At 43.4% G+C, this 20,689-nt stretch carries 25 protein-coding genes; 5 read left to right on the top strand and 20 right to left on the bottom strand.

Annotation, left to right across the window (positions count from 1 at the left end; all coding sequences use genetic code 11):
• Positions 1-837 (bottom strand): IS110 family transposase (locus KUV50_RS13180; protein WP_222580627.1); only part of this gene is annotated, 837 nt, incomplete at its 3' end.
• 731 nt (positions 838-1,568) lie between these two features.
• Between KUV50_RS13180 and KUV50_RS13175 the strand changes: the two genes are divergently transcribed.
• The 5 genes from KUV50_RS13175 (at position 1,569) to KUV50_RS13155 (ending at position 5,280) form a co-directional block, all read left to right on the top strand.
• Entirely contained in the window at positions 1,569-2,123 is a 555-nt protein-coding gene (locus KUV50_RS13175; RefSeq protein ID WP_222580626.1) for a DUF421 domain-containing protein, read from the top strand.
• Positions 2,124-2,233: 110 nt separating this feature from the next.
• Positions 2,234-3,217: a DNA topoisomerase IB gene (locus KUV50_RS13170; protein ID WP_222580625.1), complete on the top strand. Its 984-nt coding sequence runs from the start codon at positions 2,234-2,236 to the stop codon at positions 3,215-3,217.
• Positions 3,218-3,296: 79 nt separating this feature from the next.
• Entirely contained in the window at positions 3,297-4,370 is a 1,074-nt protein-coding gene (locus KUV50_RS13165; RefSeq protein WP_222580624.1) for an NAD-dependent epimerase/dehydratase family protein, read from the top strand.
• A gap of 2 nt (positions 4,371-4,372) precedes the next feature.
• The gene (locus KUV50_RS13160; RefSeq protein WP_222580623.1) at positions 4,373-4,942 is read left to right on the top strand and encodes a vitamin K epoxide reductase family protein; all 570 of its coding nucleotides are present in this window, start codon (positions 4,373-4,375) and stop codon (positions 4,940-4,942) included.
• Entirely contained in the window at positions 4,939-5,280 is a 342-nt protein-coding gene (locus KUV50_RS13155) for an SPW repeat protein (protein ID WP_222580622.1), read from the top strand. Before KUV50_RS13160 ends, KUV50_RS13155 begins: the two co-directional genes overlap by 4 nt.
• A 23-nt stretch (positions 5,281-5,303) precedes the next feature.
• On the opposite strand, the gene KUV50_RS13150 is transcribed toward KUV50_RS13155, so the two are convergent.
• The 19 genes from KUV50_RS13150 to KUV50_RS13060 all read right to left on the bottom strand — a co-directional run bounded on the left by KUV50_RS13150 (position 5,304) and on the right by KUV50_RS13060 (position 20,688).
• The gene (locus KUV50_RS13150) at positions 5,304-5,546 is read right to left on the bottom strand and encodes an alpha amylase C-terminal domain-containing protein (RefSeq protein ID WP_315899977.1); all 243 of its coding nucleotides are present in this window, start codon (positions 5,544-5,546) and stop codon (positions 5,304-5,306) included.
• Positions 5,527-5,880, bottom strand: coding sequence for a hypothetical protein (locus KUV50_RS13145; RefSeq protein ID WP_222580620.1), 354 nt, complete (start codon positions 5,878-5,880; stop codon positions 5,527-5,529). The genes KUV50_RS13150 and KUV50_RS13145 overlap by 20 nt, the downstream gene beginning before the upstream one ends.
• A gap of 229 nt (positions 5,881-6,109) precedes the next feature.
• Positions 6,110-6,469: a PRC-barrel domain-containing protein gene (locus KUV50_RS13140; protein ID WP_261395194.1), complete on the bottom strand. Its 360-nt coding sequence runs from the start codon at positions 6,467-6,469 to the stop codon at positions 6,110-6,112.
• A gap of 305 nt (positions 6,470-6,774) precedes the next feature.
• Positions 6,775-7,257 (bottom strand): ferritin-like domain-containing protein, encoded by a 483-nt coding sequence (locus KUV50_RS13135; RefSeq protein WP_222580619.1) that lies wholly within the window; start codon positions 7,255-7,257, stop codon positions 6,775-6,777.
• A 249-nt stretch (positions 7,258-7,506) separates the two neighbouring features.
• Positions 7,507-8,490 (bottom strand): cation diffusion facilitator family transporter, encoded by a 984-nt coding sequence (locus KUV50_RS13130; RefSeq protein ID WP_222580618.1) that lies wholly within the window; start codon positions 8,488-8,490, stop codon positions 7,507-7,509.
• Positions 8,487-8,918, bottom strand: coding sequence for a transporter substrate-binding domain-containing protein (locus KUV50_RS13125; RefSeq protein ID WP_222580617.1), 432 nt, complete (start codon positions 8,916-8,918; stop codon positions 8,487-8,489). Before KUV50_RS13125 ends, KUV50_RS13130 begins: the two co-directional genes overlap by 4 nt.
• A 2-nt stretch (positions 8,919-8,920) precedes the next feature.
• Positions 8,921-9,199: a flavodoxin family protein gene (locus KUV50_RS13120; RefSeq protein WP_222580616.1), complete on the bottom strand. Its 279-nt coding sequence runs from the start codon at positions 9,197-9,199 to the stop codon at positions 8,921-8,923.
• Positions 9,200-9,383: 184 nt separating this feature from the next.
• On the bottom strand, positions 9,384-9,932 hold the full coding sequence (locus KUV50_RS13115; RefSeq protein WP_222580615.1) for a hypothetical protein: 549 nt from the start codon (positions 9,930-9,932) through the stop codon (positions 9,384-9,386).
• Between the two features lie 13 nt (positions 9,933-9,945).
• Positions 9,946-10,176 (bottom strand): hypothetical protein, encoded by a 231-nt coding sequence (locus KUV50_RS13110; RefSeq protein ID WP_222580614.1) that lies wholly within the window; start codon positions 10,174-10,176, stop codon positions 9,946-9,948.
• Positions 10,157-10,477, bottom strand: coding sequence for a ferritin-like domain-containing protein (locus tag KUV50_RS13105; RefSeq protein WP_261395193.1), 321 nt, complete (start codon positions 10,475-10,477; stop codon positions 10,157-10,159). The genes KUV50_RS13110 and KUV50_RS13105 overlap by 20 nt, the downstream gene beginning before the upstream one ends.
• Positions 10,478-10,702: 225 nt before the next feature.
• Positions 10,703-11,263: a DUF421 domain-containing protein gene (locus KUV50_RS13100; protein ID WP_222580613.1), complete on the bottom strand. Its 561-nt coding sequence runs from the start codon at positions 11,261-11,263 to the stop codon at positions 10,703-10,705.
• 326 nt (positions 11,264-11,589) lie between these two features.
• Positions 11,590-13,755: a catalase gene (locus tag KUV50_RS13095; RefSeq protein ID WP_261395192.1), complete on the bottom strand. Its 2,166-nt coding sequence runs from the start codon at positions 13,753-13,755 to the stop codon at positions 11,590-11,592.
• A 354-nt stretch (positions 13,756-14,109) separates the two neighbouring features.
• A complete protein-coding gene (locus KUV50_RS13090) occupies positions 14,110-15,597 on the bottom strand; it encodes an alanine racemase (RefSeq protein WP_222580612.1) in 1,488 nt (495 codons plus the stop codon).
• Positions 15,545-17,365, bottom strand: coding sequence for an FAD/NAD(P)-binding protein (locus KUV50_RS13085; RefSeq protein ID WP_222580611.1), 1,821 nt, complete (start codon positions 17,363-17,365; stop codon positions 15,545-15,547). Before KUV50_RS13085 ends, KUV50_RS13090 begins: the two co-directional genes overlap by 53 nt.
• A 2-nt stretch (positions 17,366-17,367) precedes the next feature.
• Positions 17,368-18,375, bottom strand: a complete 1,008-nt coding sequence (gene sbnA / locus KUV50_RS13080; protein WP_222580610.1) for a 2,3-diaminopropionate biosynthesis protein SbnA — start codon at positions 18,373-18,375, stop codon at positions 17,368-17,370.
• Between the two features lie 84 nt (positions 18,376-18,459).
• Positions 18,460-19,155 carry a TVP38/TMEM64 family protein gene (locus tag KUV50_RS13075; RefSeq protein ID WP_222580609.1) on the bottom strand — a complete coding sequence of 232 codons (696 nt, stop codon included), beginning with the start codon at positions 19,153-19,155 and terminating at the stop codon, positions 18,460-18,462.
• 111 nt (positions 19,156-19,266) lie between these two features.
• Complete coding sequence (locus KUV50_RS13070) at positions 19,267-20,124, bottom strand: SDR family oxidoreductase (protein ID WP_222580608.1); 858 nt, start codon at positions 20,122-20,124, stop codon at positions 19,267-19,269.
• 136 nt (positions 20,125-20,260) lie between these two features.
• Positions 20,261-20,485, bottom strand: coding sequence for a hypothetical protein (locus KUV50_RS13065; RefSeq protein WP_222580607.1), 225 nt, complete (start codon positions 20,483-20,485; stop codon positions 20,261-20,263).
• Positions 20,486-20,535: 50 nt separating this feature from the next.
• Positions 20,536-20,688: a YqaE/Pmp3 family membrane protein gene (locus KUV50_RS13060; protein ID WP_222580606.1), complete on the bottom strand. Its 153-nt coding sequence runs from the start codon at positions 20,686-20,688 to the stop codon at positions 20,536-20,538.
• Position 20,689 lies beyond the last annotated feature (1 nt).

Here is a 20,689-nt window from a genome sequence, read left to right as displayed (position 1 = left end):
CAGTGCCGGCATGTAGAGACATTCTCTTATTCTGTTATTTCCTCGTTTGGAAATTCTTGTTTTTCCTTTGAATTTTCCGGATTCATTAAACACGATATCCAAGCCAGCATAACTGACCAATTGTCTGATGTTTCGAACCATGCTAAATCCATTGGTTTCGCAAAGAATTGTGATGATTGATGTACGACCTACTCCCTTTAGAGTAGCTACTTTGTTAATCCTTTCATCAAGCTCCGGATTTGACTTTACTACAGATTCTATCTGGTCTTCCAGGACCTGGATCTGATGTTGATAAAACTCGATTTGTTTTTTTGTTATATCAATCACAGATTCAGATGTCTTATGCGCATGATTCATAGCATGTAACTGGTTCTTAGCTCGTTTCTTCTCTTTGTCCAGAGAGAGCCTTTTCCTGTTCAATGCTTTGAGATCCTTGTATTCGGGGCACATAGGCTCCCAGCGTTTCAGTTTTCGTTCTATTCCAATCTGAGCGATAATTCGGGCATCTATTTTGTCTGTTTTAGTTACTATATTCAGACTCTTGGTAAAGTGCTTTACCTTGTTTGGTAACAAGACACTGACCTGATGATCATTATCAAATAGATAGTACGCCAGATCTTCATAGTAAACACCGGTAGCTTCCATCACAAAAAGAATAGAATCATAATAAGGCTTAATACGCTTGTGGGTCCATTCCAGAAGCTCAGAATACCCTGCAGAAGTGTTTTTGAAAGTCCGGCTTCCCTTAATCTTAATTTCACGGTTTGGTTCCTCTGATTGAATACATGCTTTAAAATCTTCTTTGGCGATGTCAAGACCAATAATTAACTTTGACATAATTGAATTTTTTATGGAAAGAGATTCTCTTCTACACTTTGACTCGTAAAAATGCTAGATATAGACGACTTGGTCTATTCCTTTGATACTATTCAAGCTCTGAGAAGAGAAGAAAGGCATGGGTGCAAAATCTGTCAGGCGATATGCATAAATTGCTATCTTCGTCTTGTTGCTAATCCCATGCTTTCTTTCCTGTTTATAAAAATCAGAATCTAACATTATATTAGCTCTTTTTCAACTTGGGGTAAACATACGAGCGTTTTGGATTTATTAATTATATAGTAACTTGTGTAATATATAAAACACATGAAATCTGTGCAATAAAAACCGGTCAGTGTTTGGAGGTAAATACACAGTCACTTGGTAATGACAATTTATTTTGCTCTTTTTTGCCCTTCCCCAAGAGGGAAAAGACTGAAAATCGACTCGGCTCCCTTTAGGGTTGGGGCAAAACGAGGCGATTATACCGATGGCTGTGTAGTTACATTTGGAGACTCATACAAAATCAATAATTCCGCCTTTTTCATACAGCTTGTTCAGCCAATAAGCAAAGTGATATATACTGGGTTTCATCGTTCTGACAGACAGACGCGGCAGACTGAACATTGAATTTCGCAGTAAATATTTTGAAATGTGTCCTCATTTGTGGGGATATCATTAGCAGAATATGGCACGAATGGTATATTCACCAAAAGCAGGGAATTCTATTTTCAAACAAAAAAGATTTAGCTATGGAGAACTGGATCTATGCTGCATTGCCCATCTTAGGAAAAGTTTTGGTGACCGTTATTCTAATATTCAGTATCATCATTCTGATTACCCGGATATCAGGTTTGCGGACTTTTGCCAAAATGTCGAGCTTTGATTTTGCATCCACCATTGCTATTGGATCGATACTGGCCGCTGTGGTGATGAATACCGATCAATCCATCCTGAAAGGAGCGGTTGCACTGGGTGGGATCGTTGCTTTCCAGACGATCTTTTCTTATGTCGTGCGAACGTCCCAATCCATGCAGGATCTGCTTACCAACGATCCCATGATGCTGATGTATCAGGGAGAAATCCTTTATGAAAATCTGGATAAAACCAATGTGGGCGAAGATGACCTCATCGCCAAATTGCGTGAGGCCAATGTCATCCATATGCATGAAGTGATGGCCGTCGTACTGGAATCGACCGGGGACATGTCAGTACTGCATTCCTCCGAAGATACCACAGTAAACAAAAAATTACTCCAGGATGTCGTAGGAATTCCCGAATACGCCACATTCAATGACGCAGACTGACGAGGGATGCAGTGGTGAACAGGGGCGTAGCCGTACTTGGTTCAAATGTGTTATCATTTCTTGTTATTTTTTTATTCCTGTATTTTGAAATCAATTAATTTGCCCACACTATGTACCATCGGAAAAAACACGGAAGGGGATTCAGGTATGTCGATGAAAATGGGAAGACCATTCGGGATGATAATTTGAAAGAATGGTTCAAATCTCTGGTGATCCCACCGGCGTGGACCGAAGTAGAAATCAGCGAAAAGAAGTCAGCTGATCTGCTGGTGACGGGGCGGGACGGTGATGGCCGGAAGCAATATATCTACCACCCGGACTATGTGGAGAAACAGAATCAAAAGAAATTTGACAGAATAACGGAATTCGGTGAGCGTCTTGAAACCATGCGGCGTGTAACCGGTCAGCATTTGCGAAAGCGGAAAATGACCCGCGAAAAAGTGCTAGCAGCGATGGTTCGGCTGATGGATGAGGCGTATTTCCGGCCTGGAAATCCCAGGTACACAGAAGAAAACGAAAGTTATGGATTGACCACGCTGCGAAGCAAACATCTGGAAATTGATAAAAATGAAATTATTTTTTCATACAAAGGCAAGTCAGGAAAAGACCAGGAACATCGGATCCGCGATCGCAAACTGGTTCGGATCGTGCAGGAACTCGATGAAATACCCGGATACCGGATCTTCAAATACCTCGATGAAAATGGAGATAAACATGAAGTGGACAGCGATGATCTGAATAATTATATCCACGAGATCATGGGGGAGGAATTCTCTGCGAAAGATTTCCGGACCTGGGCGGGAACTTTGATCGCCGCCATGGCCCTGGATGAGCTGGGTGTCGAAGATAAGGAAGACCAAAAAGCACTCGACAAAAAAGTCCGGGAAGCTGTAGTCAAAGTGTCAGAACGACTGGGCAACACGCCTGCTGTGGCACGTAGTGCATACATCGATCCACGGATCGTAGATCATTATATGGACGGAAAAACCATTGGTTATTTTTCGACTCAAATTGAGCAAATCCTGGATTCCCCGGAGCATTTGTCCCGGGAAGAGCGCTGTGTACTGCATATGTTAAAATCAGAATTGAACTAATTGATGATGTTAGGAGTCGATTTGTTTTAAATGTCCCCGCGTTTTATTATCTTATGAGGATTGAAAATAAATTAAAAACATGGATGAAATCATACCGCATCCGCCGAAGGGTGCACGAAGCACAGACAAAGAGCTTATAGTAGTCACGGGAAGCAGTGGGCGGATCGGGTATGGGCTCATCAAGCGGTTGGCGGAAAATTATCGGGTCGTTGGTCTTGACCGGGTGGGACCTCCTTACCCGCCCAAGGAGGCGGAATGTGTCAACTTTGATATCACCGATGAAGAAGCGATCGACAGTGCCATGGAACGGATCAGATACGGGTACGGCAGCAAGATCAGCTCGGTGGTTCATTTGGCTGCGTACTATAGTTTTAACACCAAAGAAAGCCCCGGTTACGAGGAGATCAATGAAAAGGGAACCCATAAACTTCTCCGGCAACTTCAGGATTTTGAAGTGGAACAGTTTATTTATTCCAGCACCAACTTGCTGTATAAGCCACAGGATCCTGGAACGAAAGTTCATGAAGATTGTCCTGTGGAACCACACTGGGCGTATCCCCGGTCCAAGCTACACACAGAGGAGTTTATCCGGAAATACAACCAGGCCATTCCAGCTGTTTTTCTCCGGGTGGCCGGCGTATATACCGACTGGTGTCATTCCATTCCTTTGAGCCAGCAAATCAAACGCATCTACGAAGAGGACCTCATCAGTCACTTTTATTCGGGCGATCTGAATCATGGAAGTGTTTTTGTCCATCTCGATGATGTCCTGGATGCTATCATCAGAACCATAGAACGACGAGAAGCTATTCCTGATGAAACGCCCATCAATATCGGTGAGCCGGTGACCCCTTCTTATCAGGAACTCCAGGATAAGATCGGGAAATTGATCCATGGGAAAAAATGGAAAACGTATGAGATGCCCGAAGGCCTGGCCAAAGCCGGAGCCTGGATGCGGGATTTGTTCGGTGATCCTTTTATCAAGCCTTGGATGATTGACCGCGCTGATGATCACTATGAATACGATATCAACCGTGCTGAAAAAATGTTGGGATGGAAACCAAAACATGCTTTGATGGATACCTTGCCAACTATGATCAGCCATTTGAAGGACGACCCGGAAAAATGGTACAAAGAAAATAACCTGGAATAATTATGACCGAAGCATCCTCCTATATTCCACCCGGATGGGAATACAACCCGGCAGCATGGTCGCAACGTATTCCTATTGTCTTACTGGCGCTTGTGGGATTTGCTATCGCCACCTACCTGTCCTTGTACCAGCTTGATGTCATCGACCAGGTTTGGGAACCGTTTTTTGGCGATGGGAGCGAGACGATTTTAAATTCCAAGATATCGCACATCTTACCGGTACCCGATGCTGCTTTGGGTGCATTTGGATATTTGGTGGATGCGGTGACCGGGGTGATTGGTCGAACGAATCGGTGGAAAAGAATGCCCTGGATTGTGATCATTTTTGGTTTGGCGGTCGGTCCGTTGGGCTTTGTTAGTCTGATGTTGGTTGTTTTTCAGCCCGTGTTATTTTCAGCCTGGTGCACCCTGTGCCTGGGATCGGCGGTAATATCCGTGTTGATGATTGGTCCGGCCATGGATGAAATGTTAGCGAGTCTCCAATTTTTGAAGCGCGCAAAAGACCATGAAAAGGTGTCGACCTGGAAAGTATTTTGGGGCATTGATTCAGAAATCGATAAAATGAACGAATGATGTGGGCACGAATACTAAATATTATGATCGGAATCTGGTTAATGGCTGCGCCGGGCATACTCAGTTATGAGACTGCAGCCGCTCACAATGGCCACATTGTGGGTCCGGTGATCGCTACTTTCGCCACCATCGCTTGCTGGGATGCCACGAGAAATGTCCGTTTGTGGAATTACCCTTTGGGGGGGTGGCTACTGCTGGCACCGTGGATCCTGAGTTATGATTATAGCTTGGCGATTGTTAGTGATATGCTATGCGGTGTATTGGTTTTGGTCTTCGCGTCTGTCCAAAGAAAATCCACCGGAAAATACGGTGGCGGCTGGCGTGTCTTGTGGAAATAAGATGAATATGATAATCCAGCCACTTATTCACCAATTCGTTTTAATACCCGTGCTGTAGAACCAGGGATCGTACTAGAATAACTCCCTTCCTCCAGATCCCAATCTTCATCGGTCAAAACGGCGTGGTATCGACCTGCCCGGGCTAACTCAAATTCAAAGGCCTGTTCCGAATTGGAAAAATTGAGCAGGACCAAAATCTCACCGGGATCCTCCTCTGCAAAACGGCGGAAAAAGAATAGATTTTTGTCAGGATTCACATGGAGCACTTCCACACTTCCAGATTGCAAGGCTTTTTCTTCCCGCCGAAGCCATATGAGCCGTCCAGTTTACTTCGCGGGCATACGGATCACCAATGAATTGATCTTCGTTGATCACGTACATATATTCGTATTCTCCGGCGGACAATCCTATTTCACACCACCAGAGATCTCCTTCATCCACAGCCAGGAGGTGTGCCGTGGGCTCCCATCCATTAAAATCCCCGACGACTGACACCATTTTTATATTCGGGGCCCAGAGTGCAAACCGCACCAATTCGGATTCTACTTCCCAAGCGCCCTGCCGAGTGCCGTCGGGGGCATTTTTAAGTTTTGTACTCATATTTCACGATGTAAACAATAGCTTTTACAATATAACTTATTTCTATAGTATATCGGTGATCTTGGATAAACTTGGTTAGAACACCTAAATATTTTTTTGGAATACTCACACCTGGTTATTGCCAACAGCACTTACCAAAAGAGTGAATTTACTGAAGAAAGACAAAAAAAAGATCCCTTCTGCCGGATGACTGAAGGGATCTCTCTGGATTACTGAAAAGGTCTTTTTTCTAATACCGGTACTCGCCTTCGTAGTTGGCATCGTAGTAACTGGTTACTTCGCTGAAGTAGTTATCCGCGGTTCCCGGCCAGTTATCCTTATCAAATCCGGGACTGTTTTCTAAAAATTCGCGGTCTACATCCAGCATGAATTGCTTGTTCGCCCGGTCGATTTGAAACGATTTAAAGGGAACTGCAAAATATTTATCACCGATTCCCAGGAATCCGCCAAATGACAGAACGGCGTATTCTACTTCGCCTGTCGACGTGTTAATCATGAGATCTTTAACATCACCAAGGCTTTCGTTCTGGTGATTCTTCACATCGGTTCCGTTGATACTCGTAGCTGATAACATTCCGTAATTGCTCATTTTTAAAGTTTTTGTTTGGTTTAATACTCGTGGTTACTAAAACGAAGAACCAAAAGTATTTTAAGTAATTAAATCATTACAACCACTAATATAAATGGTAAAGTATATAGTCTTTATTGGAATTGCAATGATGAATATCGTTATTGCTTAAATATGTGATAGTATTAATTTAAATGACAATAGTGTTAATTCAACCGGTGCAAACAGTCGATGTGGACATTAGCGGTGCCTACTGGCCCGTGAATATCCGCCGGTCAGGGGCCGACCTGATAACGCAGATACCGTTAGAAAACAGAAGGACGTATTTATTGTGCACGGGCATTTATCCGGTCTTCAGCCAGGTCATTTAATTTTTTATCTGCTTCATATTCTTCGTCCAGAGTCTTGTATAACAGGCGGGCAACATCGAGATGTTCCAATTCTCTGGCGTATTGTGCAGCGGTGCCATAGCCGGATATTTCATAATGTTCCATGCGTTGAATTTCAGCAATGATTCCGGCATCCTGCACATCGTCGTCTGCATCTTCTCCTAGAAAGGATTCCGCTTCACTGATTAATCCTTCCATAGCTTTGCAGGTTTCTCCATCCGGATCAATATTAAGACCACCGGTGATGTTCTTAAGTCGTTTTTTATGTTCTTTGGTTTCCTTCAAATGATCCTGGATGACCTTTTTGAGCTTTTTACTTTTTGCCTTTTTGGCTATTTTAGGCAATGCTTGAATCAGTTGATCCTCTGCACTGTATAAATCTTTCAATTGATGCTCGAAAAGAGCTTGTAAATTTTTCATTGATTATTAATTTAGTTTGTAAAATATATTTAGGCGCTATCTATACGTGGTTTATTATTTTTAGAGGTCATTTTTTTAACCCATCGAAATATGTAGTAACCAATTTGTAGGTAGGTAATCGTTCGAATTAGCTTTTTCATGATATTGATATTTAATATGTCTGGTAATATATAATAAATTAAATGCCATCGATGTCTTTTTTATTGTTTCCTTTGATGGTATTGCGATAGTTTTCAAGTTCATATTAATTTAGTTATTCCGACGGCTGCCGCCATTCGGAGCGGTGACCAAGTAATCAGGAATTTCACGGACCTCCATCAGGGTAACTTCATGTATTTTCCAATGGTAATTTTTTAGTTGATTGCGAGCTTTTTCAAAGTCCGTCTTTTTACTTTGGTGCGGTATAATGTATATCTCACCAAAATAGACCATGCCATGTTCCCGGAATCGGACCCCAGCTTTTTCAACCCAATCCCACGTATTCACCAATTGTGCCACCTCATTGACCAGGTCGTCTTTCGTCTTATCTTCCAGGGTTACCGGATGACGGTCCATGAGCTCCAGGACAGCATCCTTTAGGTTACTAAACCCGTCTTTCAACACGGAAAAGGAAATAATTACTGCGGCCAATGCATCCGCCCACCAAAATCCTAACCCGACGCCCAGAATACCCAATATGGCTGCAAAACCCGTGGTCCAATCTGCTTTTTGTGCCTGAGCATCTGTAAATAGTATTTTATTGTGTAGTTTCTTCGCTAGGGGTAGTTTTCTGTATCCAAGCCACATGGCCGGAAGAGAGCTATAGAGCAAGACCCCGATCATCATCCAACCCATCCATACCTGGTGTCCAAGGATGAAAATAGATCCAATGGATGGCTTCTCAGCCTTGATAAGGGCCATAGAAGAATCAATGAGTAAATAGCTTCCCATGAGAAAAAGTGCCAGCGAACCTGTGAGAAAAGCAATTCCATAGATGCGGTGATAGCCATATGGAAAGTCTTTATTGGGTTTTTTATTATAAAAGCGGTAGGCAATAAGAAAACTGATGGCAGGCAATGTGCTTAGCGCATCCTCTAACCACGCCGTTTTCATGGCCTGGGAGCTTCCCATGACCAAATACATCAACACAACAACTGAAATAAGATAGACCAAGGTAATCCATTCCAGTTTTTTTGCTTTACGAAGCTCCTTTTGTAATTGATCCGGGTATTCAAATGATGTTAAATTTTTCATTTTAGCTGGATATGCAGATAGTTTTCCAGATGAAACAATAACTCGTTTTCCCCTTTTGGAATGGCCATCACATGAACAGAATCGTAGGCCAGGGTCAGGGCAACTTCTTTCTTCCAAATGGATTGTTCTTCAATCCCGCCAAGTACGATTTGATATTTATAATTTTTCAAATCTTTGAATAATTGCGTTTCATTGGCTTGCGTAAATGAAACGTCCAATCCATACATCGCAGCAAATTTTTTGATAAGGTCAATTTCAATTCCTTCCCACTTACTGTTGCTCTTGTACGCAAAGGGGGGATTGTCAATAACGCCAATGGAAAGTTCTTCCACAGTCGCTTTTTGCCACGAATAAGAACTATCCTGAGGAATAGTGCACGCTGTCAGACTGATACATATTACTCCTGGTATCAAGTGTCTCCACATCATGATTATTTATTGTTTTTACTTCGGTCTCCGCGCCACACCGGACTGGCTAAAATAAAAATATCGGCTTGCTTAATTTTTTGCAGAATCTCAGGCCATTCATCATCATCCCCTTCCTGGCAGGAAGTGCCCCATTTAATGTAATAATCATTGACCCGGATAACTTCTGTCGATACCTGCAGGTCGTGGAATATTTTTTCCGATTGTTCAATAAATGCCCGGGTGTTGGATTTTTCCGGGGAATATTTGAGTTTACAATTAAGAAATAAGGCGTGAAGATCCATGATTGTTGTGATTTTACTTGAATAATTAGAAACTGTAAATTAAATAATTGATAGCCACCGAATTTATATTCGCTTTTCGCTGAACACTATGCCATCCAGATCTAGGGGCCAGTGCGCCAAATCATAAGTAAAAGATGCTATTGCTGAGTTTTGCCATCATGGAAGTCACCAGAAACCGATCGGGCTATTCGTTTTCCTCATCGGTATCCCTGCTTTTATCGTCCAAAATCAATTGATGGTCTTTACCTATCCCTACAATGTGAATAATATTGGTGACCGTATTGTACAGCATCAAAATGACCACGATCATCGTCCCGCTTAAAATAGATGTCGAAATCAGAACAGCCCAATAGATGGTTTCAAACCACCCGGTGGGGACGGTGTCCGTTTCTGTAATCGGAATATTAAACAGTTGAAACAAGATTAGTCCGGTTATAAACAGTATGGTGTCCAGTTTAGCTATATTTTTGACCATGCTGTAATGTTCTTGCTTGATTTTGGATTTGGTCCCGGAACTAATGCTCAACAGTGTCAGCAACAAAGTCAATATCGTCGCAGAAGCCAGAATTATGGTATTGCACAACATGTCAATTCCCCGCAGGGAGGAAGTCAATAATTGTTTGGCTTCATACCCCGAAACATTGCCCAACAAGAAAACGCCCAACCCCGAAAAAAGGGTAGCTATAATGCCACCGTAAATAGCGTGTTTATTTTCTCTAACAAATGATGTCATAGACAGCTTTAAGCTACTTTTTCGGTGAGTGTATCAACAGCGCGGGATCCACCTCCTTTTGTGGCTTTCTTGTTGGGCTCAAAGGTCGACCCGGACTGTACCGGACCGTCTTGGTCTTGTACTGCTGATCGGCGTGAACAAGATTTTCCAAATCTCTTTTTCGCGCTGATGACACATGTCGAAGTAATCGATGTGGTTTTTTAATGAATGGGATCTTAGTCCCGCTATGATTTGGCTTTTTCATTTATCCGGTTTTCCGCTAATTTGTTTAATTTTTCATCTGCGTCTTCTTCTTCCTTAAAGGTTTTGTGCAATTTTTTAGCGATTTCCGAATGCCCCAATTCCTTGGCAAATCGGGTAGCAGTCCCGTACCCAGAGATTTCATAGTGCTCCATACGTTGTGCGTTTGCAATAATTCCGGCATCTCTGATATCGTCTTCGGCATCTTCCTTCAGAAAACTTTCTGCTTCCTTGATTAACCCCTCCATGGCTTTACACTTTTCACCTTCGGGATCAATATCAAGGGATTCACAAATTTCTTCCAACCGAGCTTTGTGCTCTTTCGTTTCTCCCAGATGGTCCTGAAAGGTTTTTTTGCGGTTATCCTAAATATACTGTACAACCCGTTCAATGACGAATAAATTCTGAAGTTGTGAGTAATCTATTAATAGTACTGTTGATAACATTAATGGTTGGTTCTCTGCCTAGTATGTGTTGTTTTAGTTTAAAAAATACCGGGTTTTGAAACCCAGCTACGTCATGGTTCGCTCTTACAAAAATTTTTCGGGATGCAGTGTTTTATCCAATTGCGCAGGTAGCCCCTGAACCCCTGTCAAAGAAAATGGGTCATTGAATTTTGATTTTTTTATGACACTAAACTGACCATCCGATTCCAGCACCAGCGCATACACTTCCTGGCGATTGGATAACCCTTTCTCGCGGATGGCAGAATAAACCTCTTCTTCTGCTATGCGTTCTGTGACCATGTTATCCGTCAGAAACTTTCCCTCAAAAACCAATATTCGTGGTGAGGAACGGATTACATTCTTCACGGTTTTTGAATGGAGCATTGTTTTGGTGAGCAGATATTGAAGAAACATGAGACAAAATATGGCCAACTCGCCCGAAAGAAGTGAAGTTTTTTTATCAATAACGGTCGTCGCTACAAGTGAACCCAAGGCGACCGTGACAATCCAGTCAAAACTGTTCATTTGAGAGGTCGTCCTTTTTCCGAAAATCCGGATATAAAGAATGATAACCGCATAAAGCAGCGGGGTGATGATTAAAATTTCCAATAATCTGCTCCATTCGTCAATGAAAATATGTTCCATGATCTATTATTCGAATCGTTTTGTAGGTGATCGCAAATGATTTAACGTAAAGCCAAGCTATTCTTCGACTTCGGAGAAGTCGCGATGTCTAAGGAAACATTACGGTCTTTCTGAGGTCGATACTTTTGACAATAACCGTTGCTAATATACTTGGACCTGCGCTGCAGGTCTGCTTAGAGTCTGCATTTGGAGCGCTAAGCACGCAAGCCAACTTGTTGTGGATGAAAGCGCTTCATATATTGTCTACAACTTCTGACTTGCAGCATTAGTACACCAAATCACTAATACCGTCGTAAATTTATAAATCGATGCATGGGTGATAAATCTCAAACCGGAATTCCCTCCACTTTTTCCGACCGGTCCCAATGCCGGTGTTTGGCTATAGCTTTTATGAAAGCTTGTGGTTTTTCATTGACAAAAATGGCCCCGTCTGCTTTATAATTATTAAAATGGCTGTTTTCCAGCAACTGTTCACCGGCGCCATCTGCTGCAATGGCTTTGCAATGTTTTATAGCCTCATTAATAAATTTTAAAAATTTTGCTTTGTTAAGCAGAGCTTCAATGGAAGCCGCTCCGCCTGGAATATAGACAGCATCATACAATACACTTTCCGTAGTCATGATGGATGCATCTATTTCTTGATTCACCCCTTCATCGCATTGGATTTGTCCTCCATGCGGTGCAATAACACGAACGACAGCATTTTCCTCTTCCAGAGCTTCTTTCATGGCATTGAAATCTTCTCTGCTGAATCCATCAGCGGCCAGGACAGCGATTTGTCGTGTGGCAATGGTATTAAATACCGTATTCCCCTGACTGAGGGCTGGGGATTCATCCAGGTAGATTTTTTTCTTTCCCGGTTGATGATCTTCTACATTGCTATCCGCTCCGATGGCTTGATTGATCGGCCGCTCTATGTCATCAGGTATATCAAGACCTAGTTTTTGTGCCACTTGTTTTGACAGGTTTTCATCGATTTGATCGATCAGCCAAAGCATACGCTTTTGAATGTGTTGGTGCGTGCACTTACCCAATTCAAAGGCGTACGCCTCGATAACATGATTCTTTTCCCAGTCAGTCAAACTTCTGTAGAACAAGGCAGGCTGCGAAAAATGATCTCTGAAGCTCTCACTTCTCGCCCGAATTTTTTTGGCATCGATCCGTTCTTCATACGCCTCAAAACCGCCTTCACTTAATTTGGCCTGATACGGGCAGCCACCGCCTAAAGTATTCGGGAAATAGGCTGTCTGACCTTTGGGGATTTCAGTCTGCATGTGTCCGTCCCGTTGATTATTGTAGGTGGGTGGTACCGGTTTATTAATGGGGATCTGATGAAAATTGGGACTTCCCAGACGTGAAAGCTGGGTATCCCGGTAGGTAAATAGTCTTCCTTGAAGGAGCGGATCGTTGGTGAAATCGATACCCGGAACAATATTGTCTGGCAAGAAAGCGACCTGTTCCGTTTCGGCAAAGAAATTTTCCGGATTTTTATTCAATGTCATTTTGCCCACTATTTTCACCGGTACCATTTCTTCAGGAATTAATTTGGTCGGATCCAAAAGGTCAAAATCGTACTTGTGTTCGTCCGCTTCGGGAACAATTTGGAGTCCCAATTCCCATTCGGGATATTGACCCGCTTCGATGGCATCCCACAAATCACGTCTATGAAAGTCGGAATCGGCCCCACTGATTTTCACCGCTTCATCCCAGGTGACCGAATGGACACCCAGTGTGGGCTTCCAATGAAACTTTACAAAGTGCGCCTGCCCTTCTTCATTGATCAGTCGAAAAGTGTGAATCCCAAACCCTTCCATCATCCGCAGACTACGCGGAATAGCGCGGTCGCTCATCAACCAGATCTGATTGTGGAGTGTTTCCGTCGTCAACGATACAAAGTCATAGAAGGTATCATGTGCTGAAGCGGCCTGTGGTATCTCCCGGTGGGGTTCTGGTTTGACAGAATGTACCAGGTCCGGGAACTTCATGGCATCCTGAATGAAAAATATGGGCATATTGTTGCCGACCAAATCCCAGGTGCCTTCGTCCGTGTAAAATTTTACGGCAAATCCCCGGACATCCCGGGCCAGATCAGTGGAACCTTTGGAACCGGCGACAGTAGAGAATCGGACAAATACGGGTGTTTTTCTCGAAGTATCTGTGAATAATCCTGCTTTGGTATATTCAGCAAGGCTTTCATACAATTCGAAGTAGCCGTGGGCCCCGCTACCCCGGGCATGAACGATCCGTTCGGGAATGCGTTCGTGATCAAAACTGTGTAGTTTTTCTCTTAAGATAAAATCTTCTAATAAGGTAGCTCCTCGGACGCCCGTTTTCAGGGAATTGTTGGTGTCATTGATTTTTAAACCCTGCCTGCTGGTCAGTTCTTCTCCTGCACTTTCTACCATGTACCCTTCCAGTTGGTCCTGCTTTTTGGTGGATTGGTTTTTCCTTTTTGAAGAATCCGATTTCTTTTTAGTTTTTTTATTTTCCATAATTAGGTTATGTTGATTCTGCCATATGTATTTGATAACACCCAATGTATAATTATTATTGTTGTATGAATAACTCAAATGAGCCTTTTATTGATGGTATTCAGGATTTTAATTTCAAATAAATATGAAATGGTCGACCTGAATTAAAGGAATTGTTTCGTCTGTTAGTAATTTATCGATACCACACCTGCCCAATCCGGCAATTTCATGACTTTGATTTAATTCCTGGTAGGACTGGGTATGGTCCCGTCGTGCCAGGACTTAATTTACTCACATCTGCACCGGTCTTTCCATCATAAGAAGCATACACATCGTCAGGCAGGTAAATCAAAAACAGTTTTCACGATAAGCCAATTAACCATGATACGAAGCCTGGTCATCGATCATAAAATCATTCGTTGTCAAAGTTATTATACGGGAGGAAGCGACCAGATTTTTGGCGAGAGCAAACCGATGTGCTTCGGTTTCGAAAAAGTGCATCATATACCCGGCTGTATTTACAAAGACAACCAGATCGCCGATTTCTGGTAAAGCAGGAAGCGCGATTTTCCTTTTTAATAGAAGGTCTCGTTCCAAGCAGTATGCGCCCGTAAAGTAGACGGCCGTATTTTTTTGATTCGTCGCCCTGTTTTGGTATATAATGAAGGGATCCAGCAAAAAATCAGCACTGGAGCTCATCATTTGACTCATATTCATTTCAAGACCCACCAGCCAGTCACCCACGGCGTCTTGCTTTCTGTGAACGACCCGGGCTACCGTGATTCCGGATTGATCGATCAACGATCGGCCGGGTTCAATCCTCAGTTGAATGTTTTCTTTTTTTAGTTCATCGGCTAAAATCTTCCCATGTGATCCCCGAGACATGATAATTTTCTTTAAAAATGCGGCCCCATGGATCTCATTATAATAAGGATAGGTATCCAGCGATCCCGTTATTTTTCCGTCGAGGACCCGGTAGCCCAACCCATTATTTTGAAAAGTAACAGGGGGTGCCTTTTTCATTAGACTTTCTTTCAATCGAAGTTGGAATGATTCCCATTCTTCCCGGGACTGGAGATAATTCACTAAGATGCCGCCGCCCATATCGATAAACTGAATGGAATAACCGGCTGATTTGTATTGTTTCGCTAATTCAAGGCATTGGTCCAGTGCTGCGATCCGTTCTTCGATAGAATATCCGTTGAGATGAAAATGTAGCCCGGTCAGGTCCAGCCGATCATAGGTTTTGTTTTCGCCTATATTTTTTAAAATAAAGGGAGAAACCCGGTCGATGTCAAAACCAAACCGGCTGTATAACTTCTCACCATTAACCTGGAAGCCACTGACTCGTACTCCGACGTCAACCCGATGATTGAATTCACGCGCTATCGAATTCACCAAATGACATTCGTCGACGTTATCCAGGATGATGGTCACCTTATTTTTTATCGCCAGTTCGATTTGAGTGCGTGTTTTTATCGCTGACGTGAGCACCAGATCCTGTCCGTGCATCCCCAGGTCCAATGCTTCCGCCAGTTCACGTTCGCTGGCTGTGTCAATTCCAATGCCTGATCGGATCGCTTGTCTTACAAAAGATTTACATTTATTCGCTTTTCTGGCAAAGTAGATTTTATGTTTTAGATTAAAAGAACGGAATAGTTTTCTGTATGCAGCAATGTTCTCTTCAAAAGGATCCATGTGCAAAATATTTACTGGCGAGCCATGCATCGTAATCAACTCCTTTAATAAGTTGCCTTGCGCCATCAACGAAGCCATCCAAGGGTGGGTTTTTGGCGTTAGGCCCTGGTATTTATTCCCTTTTCGACAGGTCATCTGATTCAATTTCCGATCTGTATGTTGCATAGTAACTTTTTATGTCATGAATAATATTATTTGACCATTGGTCTGCCATGTTATTGCGGGTTCGTGACAGTGTATCATTGTCAAAAGTGATGCCCTCTGTGGGCGTTCCATAAAGCGTCAAAGTAGGGACTACTTCCTGGCTTGGCGTGACCGGATTTCCCTGCCGGGTCAGCGCGGTACACCCTGGGCTATACGAGGCATGTGCATCATTGTTTTGATAGGGTGATATGAGTTTTCTTTTTAATAAGTTTTGCCATAGAACAGAACCTGAATCAAGGTTCGTCTTTGGAATTCGGGCATCAATCAGAACATCCAGATCGACTTGCATGGAAGACGTATTCAGTGTTTTTCGCAATTCAAAACGACCGTTGGGAGCAGGATGAACGGTGGGGGATTTTGCAAACGAAAAATTAAGATAACCGGCATGAGTCAGAGCTAGTATTTTTCGCATATTTTCCAATGGAGGACCATAGCTCACTCGATTAAAAACGCCGAAGAACTTTTGGTCAAACGCCCGGTGTCCGGAGGCATCCAGACCGCCGAACCTGTATATGTCACTGAACACAGGACTGATGGACCGCCATACTGCAGCTGCAGTAGACCATGGACCTGATATCGAAGCGTGGTCAATGAGCTCACTGATGTGTTGTTCGACTGCGCGGTGGTCGTGCGGTTCGGCAATGGGATGGTACAGATCCTCAAATGAAAACGGGCGAATGGCAGGATGGCTTTTGTGAAATGCACTAGTTTGTTCTTTGACGATATCAAAGCTATCCTCATACCTGAGCGTTAATCCATGATCTTGAAATAACTTCCAGTAATATTGGAATTCGATTTCAGCATGAATAAGAGGCAAGATTTTTTTTTCAAAGGGGTACCGATCCGTTACAGGGTCTTTGAATGGACGAATTTTTTCTCGGGTGAAGTATCGAAGTTCGGGGTTTGGATCGGTTCCCTTTTTGGGAATCATGGGTAATCCGGACCGGGAAAAAGGAAAGATCAAGCGCGGTTCCTGGCCGGAGGGTACATATTTCATCTTATTTACCTGTCGATGAAAGGTTCCGCCACGTCCTTCTGTGAGTGCCAGCACGGTATCAATGAAAGTCAGCCCCAGTCCTTTAATCCCTATTTTGGATCCGGGGGGAATGCCACCGAGCTTTTCATCCACAGGATATACCTGCGGTATAAAGGAACCATGATCCGACCATTTAGTAGGTTGTGGCATATTTCCACCGTGACCTGTAGTTAACATGATTTGATGGATGGGGCGGGGTAAGGTGAATATTTCCTTTCGTCCACGCTGATAAAGCAGGGTATAGTGTTGTTCCCGGGCAATAATGTCAATGACCTCACCCACGTGCTTTTGGATGGTCAGATGGTCCGGTCGGTTTCTGAGCAATTTATTTAAATGATCGATGTAGTACTTTCCAACTGTGGCCCGACTGGAAAAATCATCTGCTTTGCTACGGTTATCGATCCGATGATGTTGGAGCCATTCCGTGTACGGCTGTATGTGTACGGTGGAGGTCGGAGGCGCATTCGGTCTTAGGTCGATATTCCTATTGGTGAAATTCATCAAAAGATAATCAGGTTGATCGGGTCGGTAGATATCCCCGGCTCCGAAGAAGGGTGTTTTATTAAATAAATGAATTGTGATCGGATCATGCAGATTGGCATGACTGATCTGAGCCAGGAGTCGTTCCAGACAATACAATCCCTTGGGTCCCATGCCAATAATGGCAATCTGATATGCCCGAATTCCTTTCATGTTTATGTGGATGCGTGGTGAAAGGGTTTGGGAATTTGAAAAGATGGAAAGTGGGCTTGAAGCCATTCGGGGTGGTATATGGTATCGAGGTACCGATCTCCCCGGTCACTCAGCAGCAATGCAACGGTCGAACCTTCCGGGATGTTCGCTTCGTAACGCTGATAAGCCGAAACAATGGCGCCGGAAGATCCCCCACCGAGAATGCTCTCGGACCGCAAAAGATTCCAACACCCCTTTACGCAATCCAGGTCAGACATTTTGATGCAATCATGGAGATAATCCTCTTTCAAAAACTGAGAAGGAACAGCAGAACCATGACCGGGAATTATTCTTTTACTTGGTTTCCCGCCAAATAATACGCTGCCTACTGCATCGACGGCGATGACCTTTGTCGGAAAGTCATGCGTGTAAATATAATCAGCACATCCCATTAGTGTACCGCAAGTACTGGTGGCGACGAACAGGTAATCGATCCTTCCATCGGTGGCTTGATACATTTCTTCCATGGTCTCATGATGGGTGCGCGGATTGCTCTTATTGCCATATTGGTTGCTCCAGAATACGTTATCGTTTTGCTCTAAAATTTCATGCACACGGGCGAGTCGGGCAGCCAGATAACCACCCTGGTTAGTCGGCGTGGTTACCTGCTCTATCTGTGCCCCGTACACACGGAGGATTTGAGCGGTCTGGTCATTTAATTTTGGATCTACAACCACGATAAGACGCAGACCATAATAAGAACACACCTGAGCCAGACCAACAGCCATGTTCCCCGAACTGGACTCGACGACAGTATCGCCTTTTTTTAAATGACCAGAACGGAGTGCCTGATGGATGATATTGAGGGCTGTACGGTCTTTGATACTACCCCCGGGATTGCAACCTTCCAACTTGGCAAGCACTCTATTTTCAGGGTGGTGCGGCAGGTGCGCCAATTCCACCAGTGGCGTATGTCCGATGACCTGGAGAATGGACTCAGAAACCGGATTAGACAACGTGTGTATTCTCATAGATGAATGATTATGAAGACACTAAAATACAGGGGTTTGTCCACTATGTGTGACTGAATCACGCTTATCCTTGATGATTTTGCATTATCGGGTTTTGTCCCACCAGAGGTAAAATCCGAAGGCTGCCAGACTGAGAACTGATACCCAAATCAACCCTGATTTAAGGTCCTCCATGGATTGGCTGAATAGAGCGATCAAAATAATCAATGGACTGATTCCCGCAGCTGTGGCAGTTATAAATTTTCCAAACTTCATCTTGACGATGCCTCCGACAAAACTTATAGCATCATTGGATAGCAACGAATTGAAGCGCACCAGAAAAACAGACCAGAATCCATAATCTTTGATAAACGCTGTTATTTTCTTTTCAGTTTTTTCCCCAATCATTTTATCTACGAATATCCGACCCAGATATTTGCCAACCACATACCCGACCGAAGAGGCTGTCAGAACGGCCACCAGAGCGAGTAAACTGCCCCACCAAGGTCCATATGCTAAAATAGCCACAACGATCAAAGCGACCGTAGGAACAACGAGTAAAAAGGTTTGAACAACCATTGTCACGATGATAACGATCGGTCCCAACCACCCAAATCCGTTGACCCACTGTTTGATTTTTTTATCGTCCTCGCTGGTCAATACATTCCAGGCTTCGTTCACACCTTGACGCATTTCGGGAATAAAGAAATATCCCTGAATAAGGAGAGCAATAATAATTGCCGAAATAATTAATGGAACCTGAGATTTATTGTTTGCAGAACTATTGGGGCTATCTGTCATGCATCGTTTTTTTATATCAGCGAATCAGTTAAAATTGACTTCGATTCGCCAAACTGTTGGAGTCCGAGCGTATAATATACAAACATTTTATTTTAATTATAAAACAATCCCCTAACTACTGATAAAATATCCACCATTGACATGAATAATCTGCCCGGTGATGTAACTGCCGTCTTTACTCGCCAGAAATACATAAGCAGGAGCTACTTCACTGGGTTGACCTGCCCGTCCGAGCAACGTGTCTTGGCCAAAATCACTCACATGGTCAAAGGTAGCTGGAATTAACGGGGTCCATATGGGGCCTGGTGCCACCCCATTGACTCGGATTTTCTGAGGAGCCAGCATTTTGGCTAAAGAACGGGTAAAACCCACAATGGCACCTTTTGTACTCGCATAATCCACCAAGTGGGAACTTCCCTTGTAGGTGGTTACTGACGTGGTGCACAATATGACATCGCCCGCGCCCATGTGCCGAAGTGCAGATTTTGTGATCATAAATTGGGGGAAAATATTTGTATGAAACGTGGTTTCCACCTGATCAAAATCAATCGATTCCAGATCGTTTTTAGGATACTGAACGGCGGCATTGTGAACCAGGATATTCAGCGATCCGAATTTCTCATAGGTTTGTGAGACCAGCTCTTTGCAAAATTCAGGATTCTTGATGTCCCCTTTAAGCAAAAGACAGTTTTGGTTTTCTTCCTCGACTAATCGCTGCGTGGTTTTTGCATCCTTATCTTCCTCCAGATATACAATGGCAACATCTGCCCCTTCCCGGGCGAAATGAACGGCTATACTGCGACCGATACCGCTGTCTCCTCCAGTGATGAGTGCTGTTTTCCCCCGGAGTTTGTCAGAACCTTTATAATCAGTACGGATGACCTCCGGTTCTGGATTCATCTTATATTGATCGCCGGGCTGGGATTTTTGTTGTTGTTCTGGAAATTCGGATGGTTTTTTTGAAATCATATCGAAATATTTGTCTGGTGATAAAAAAAAGGGTGCAGGCAGTAATACAACGCGGATACCAGAGGCATCCTTTGATATCCTCATCAGATTACAGCTGCTGTCAATTCCCCAATATATTCAACATCCGCAACCATAATTATATATCCAATGCATTGCTCCTGAACCCTTCGATTAAAATTTTCTTGTTGACCTGCAACGGCTTCCGCACAGATTCCCACTTGGCTTCGAGGTAGTGGTCTGTGTCCACATCAACACGACTTGTGATTTTATTCTTGTCGTCGTTAAATTGTCCTTGGTCTCTGAATTGTTCTGTGTCAGCGCTTTTAGTCTTTTGCTGTTTTCCTTTATGCTCGGTACTCATTATATTGTCGCTTGCAATTAAAAATTAAATAAAAGTGATAATTGAAAACGTCATTCATTGACGATAAAAGCATGGATGACGCCCGGCAGCCAGCCGATCGCAGTCAGAAGTAGACTGATTAAAAAAGTACCGCCCAGACCATGTTGTAGAAACACCGCTAAGGGTGGTAGAAGTATGTTCAATACAATCGTCAATGGTTTCATA

The organism is Membranihabitans marinus, from assembly GCF_019802045.1.
In the GTDB taxonomy this organism is placed as follows: domain Bacteria; phylum Bacteroidota; class Bacteroidia; order Chitinophagales; family Saprospiraceae; genus Membranihabitans; species Membranihabitans marinus_A.
The sequence above is the reverse complement of the archived record's forward strand: the minus strand, read 5'-3'. Positions and strand labels throughout refer to the sequence as shown.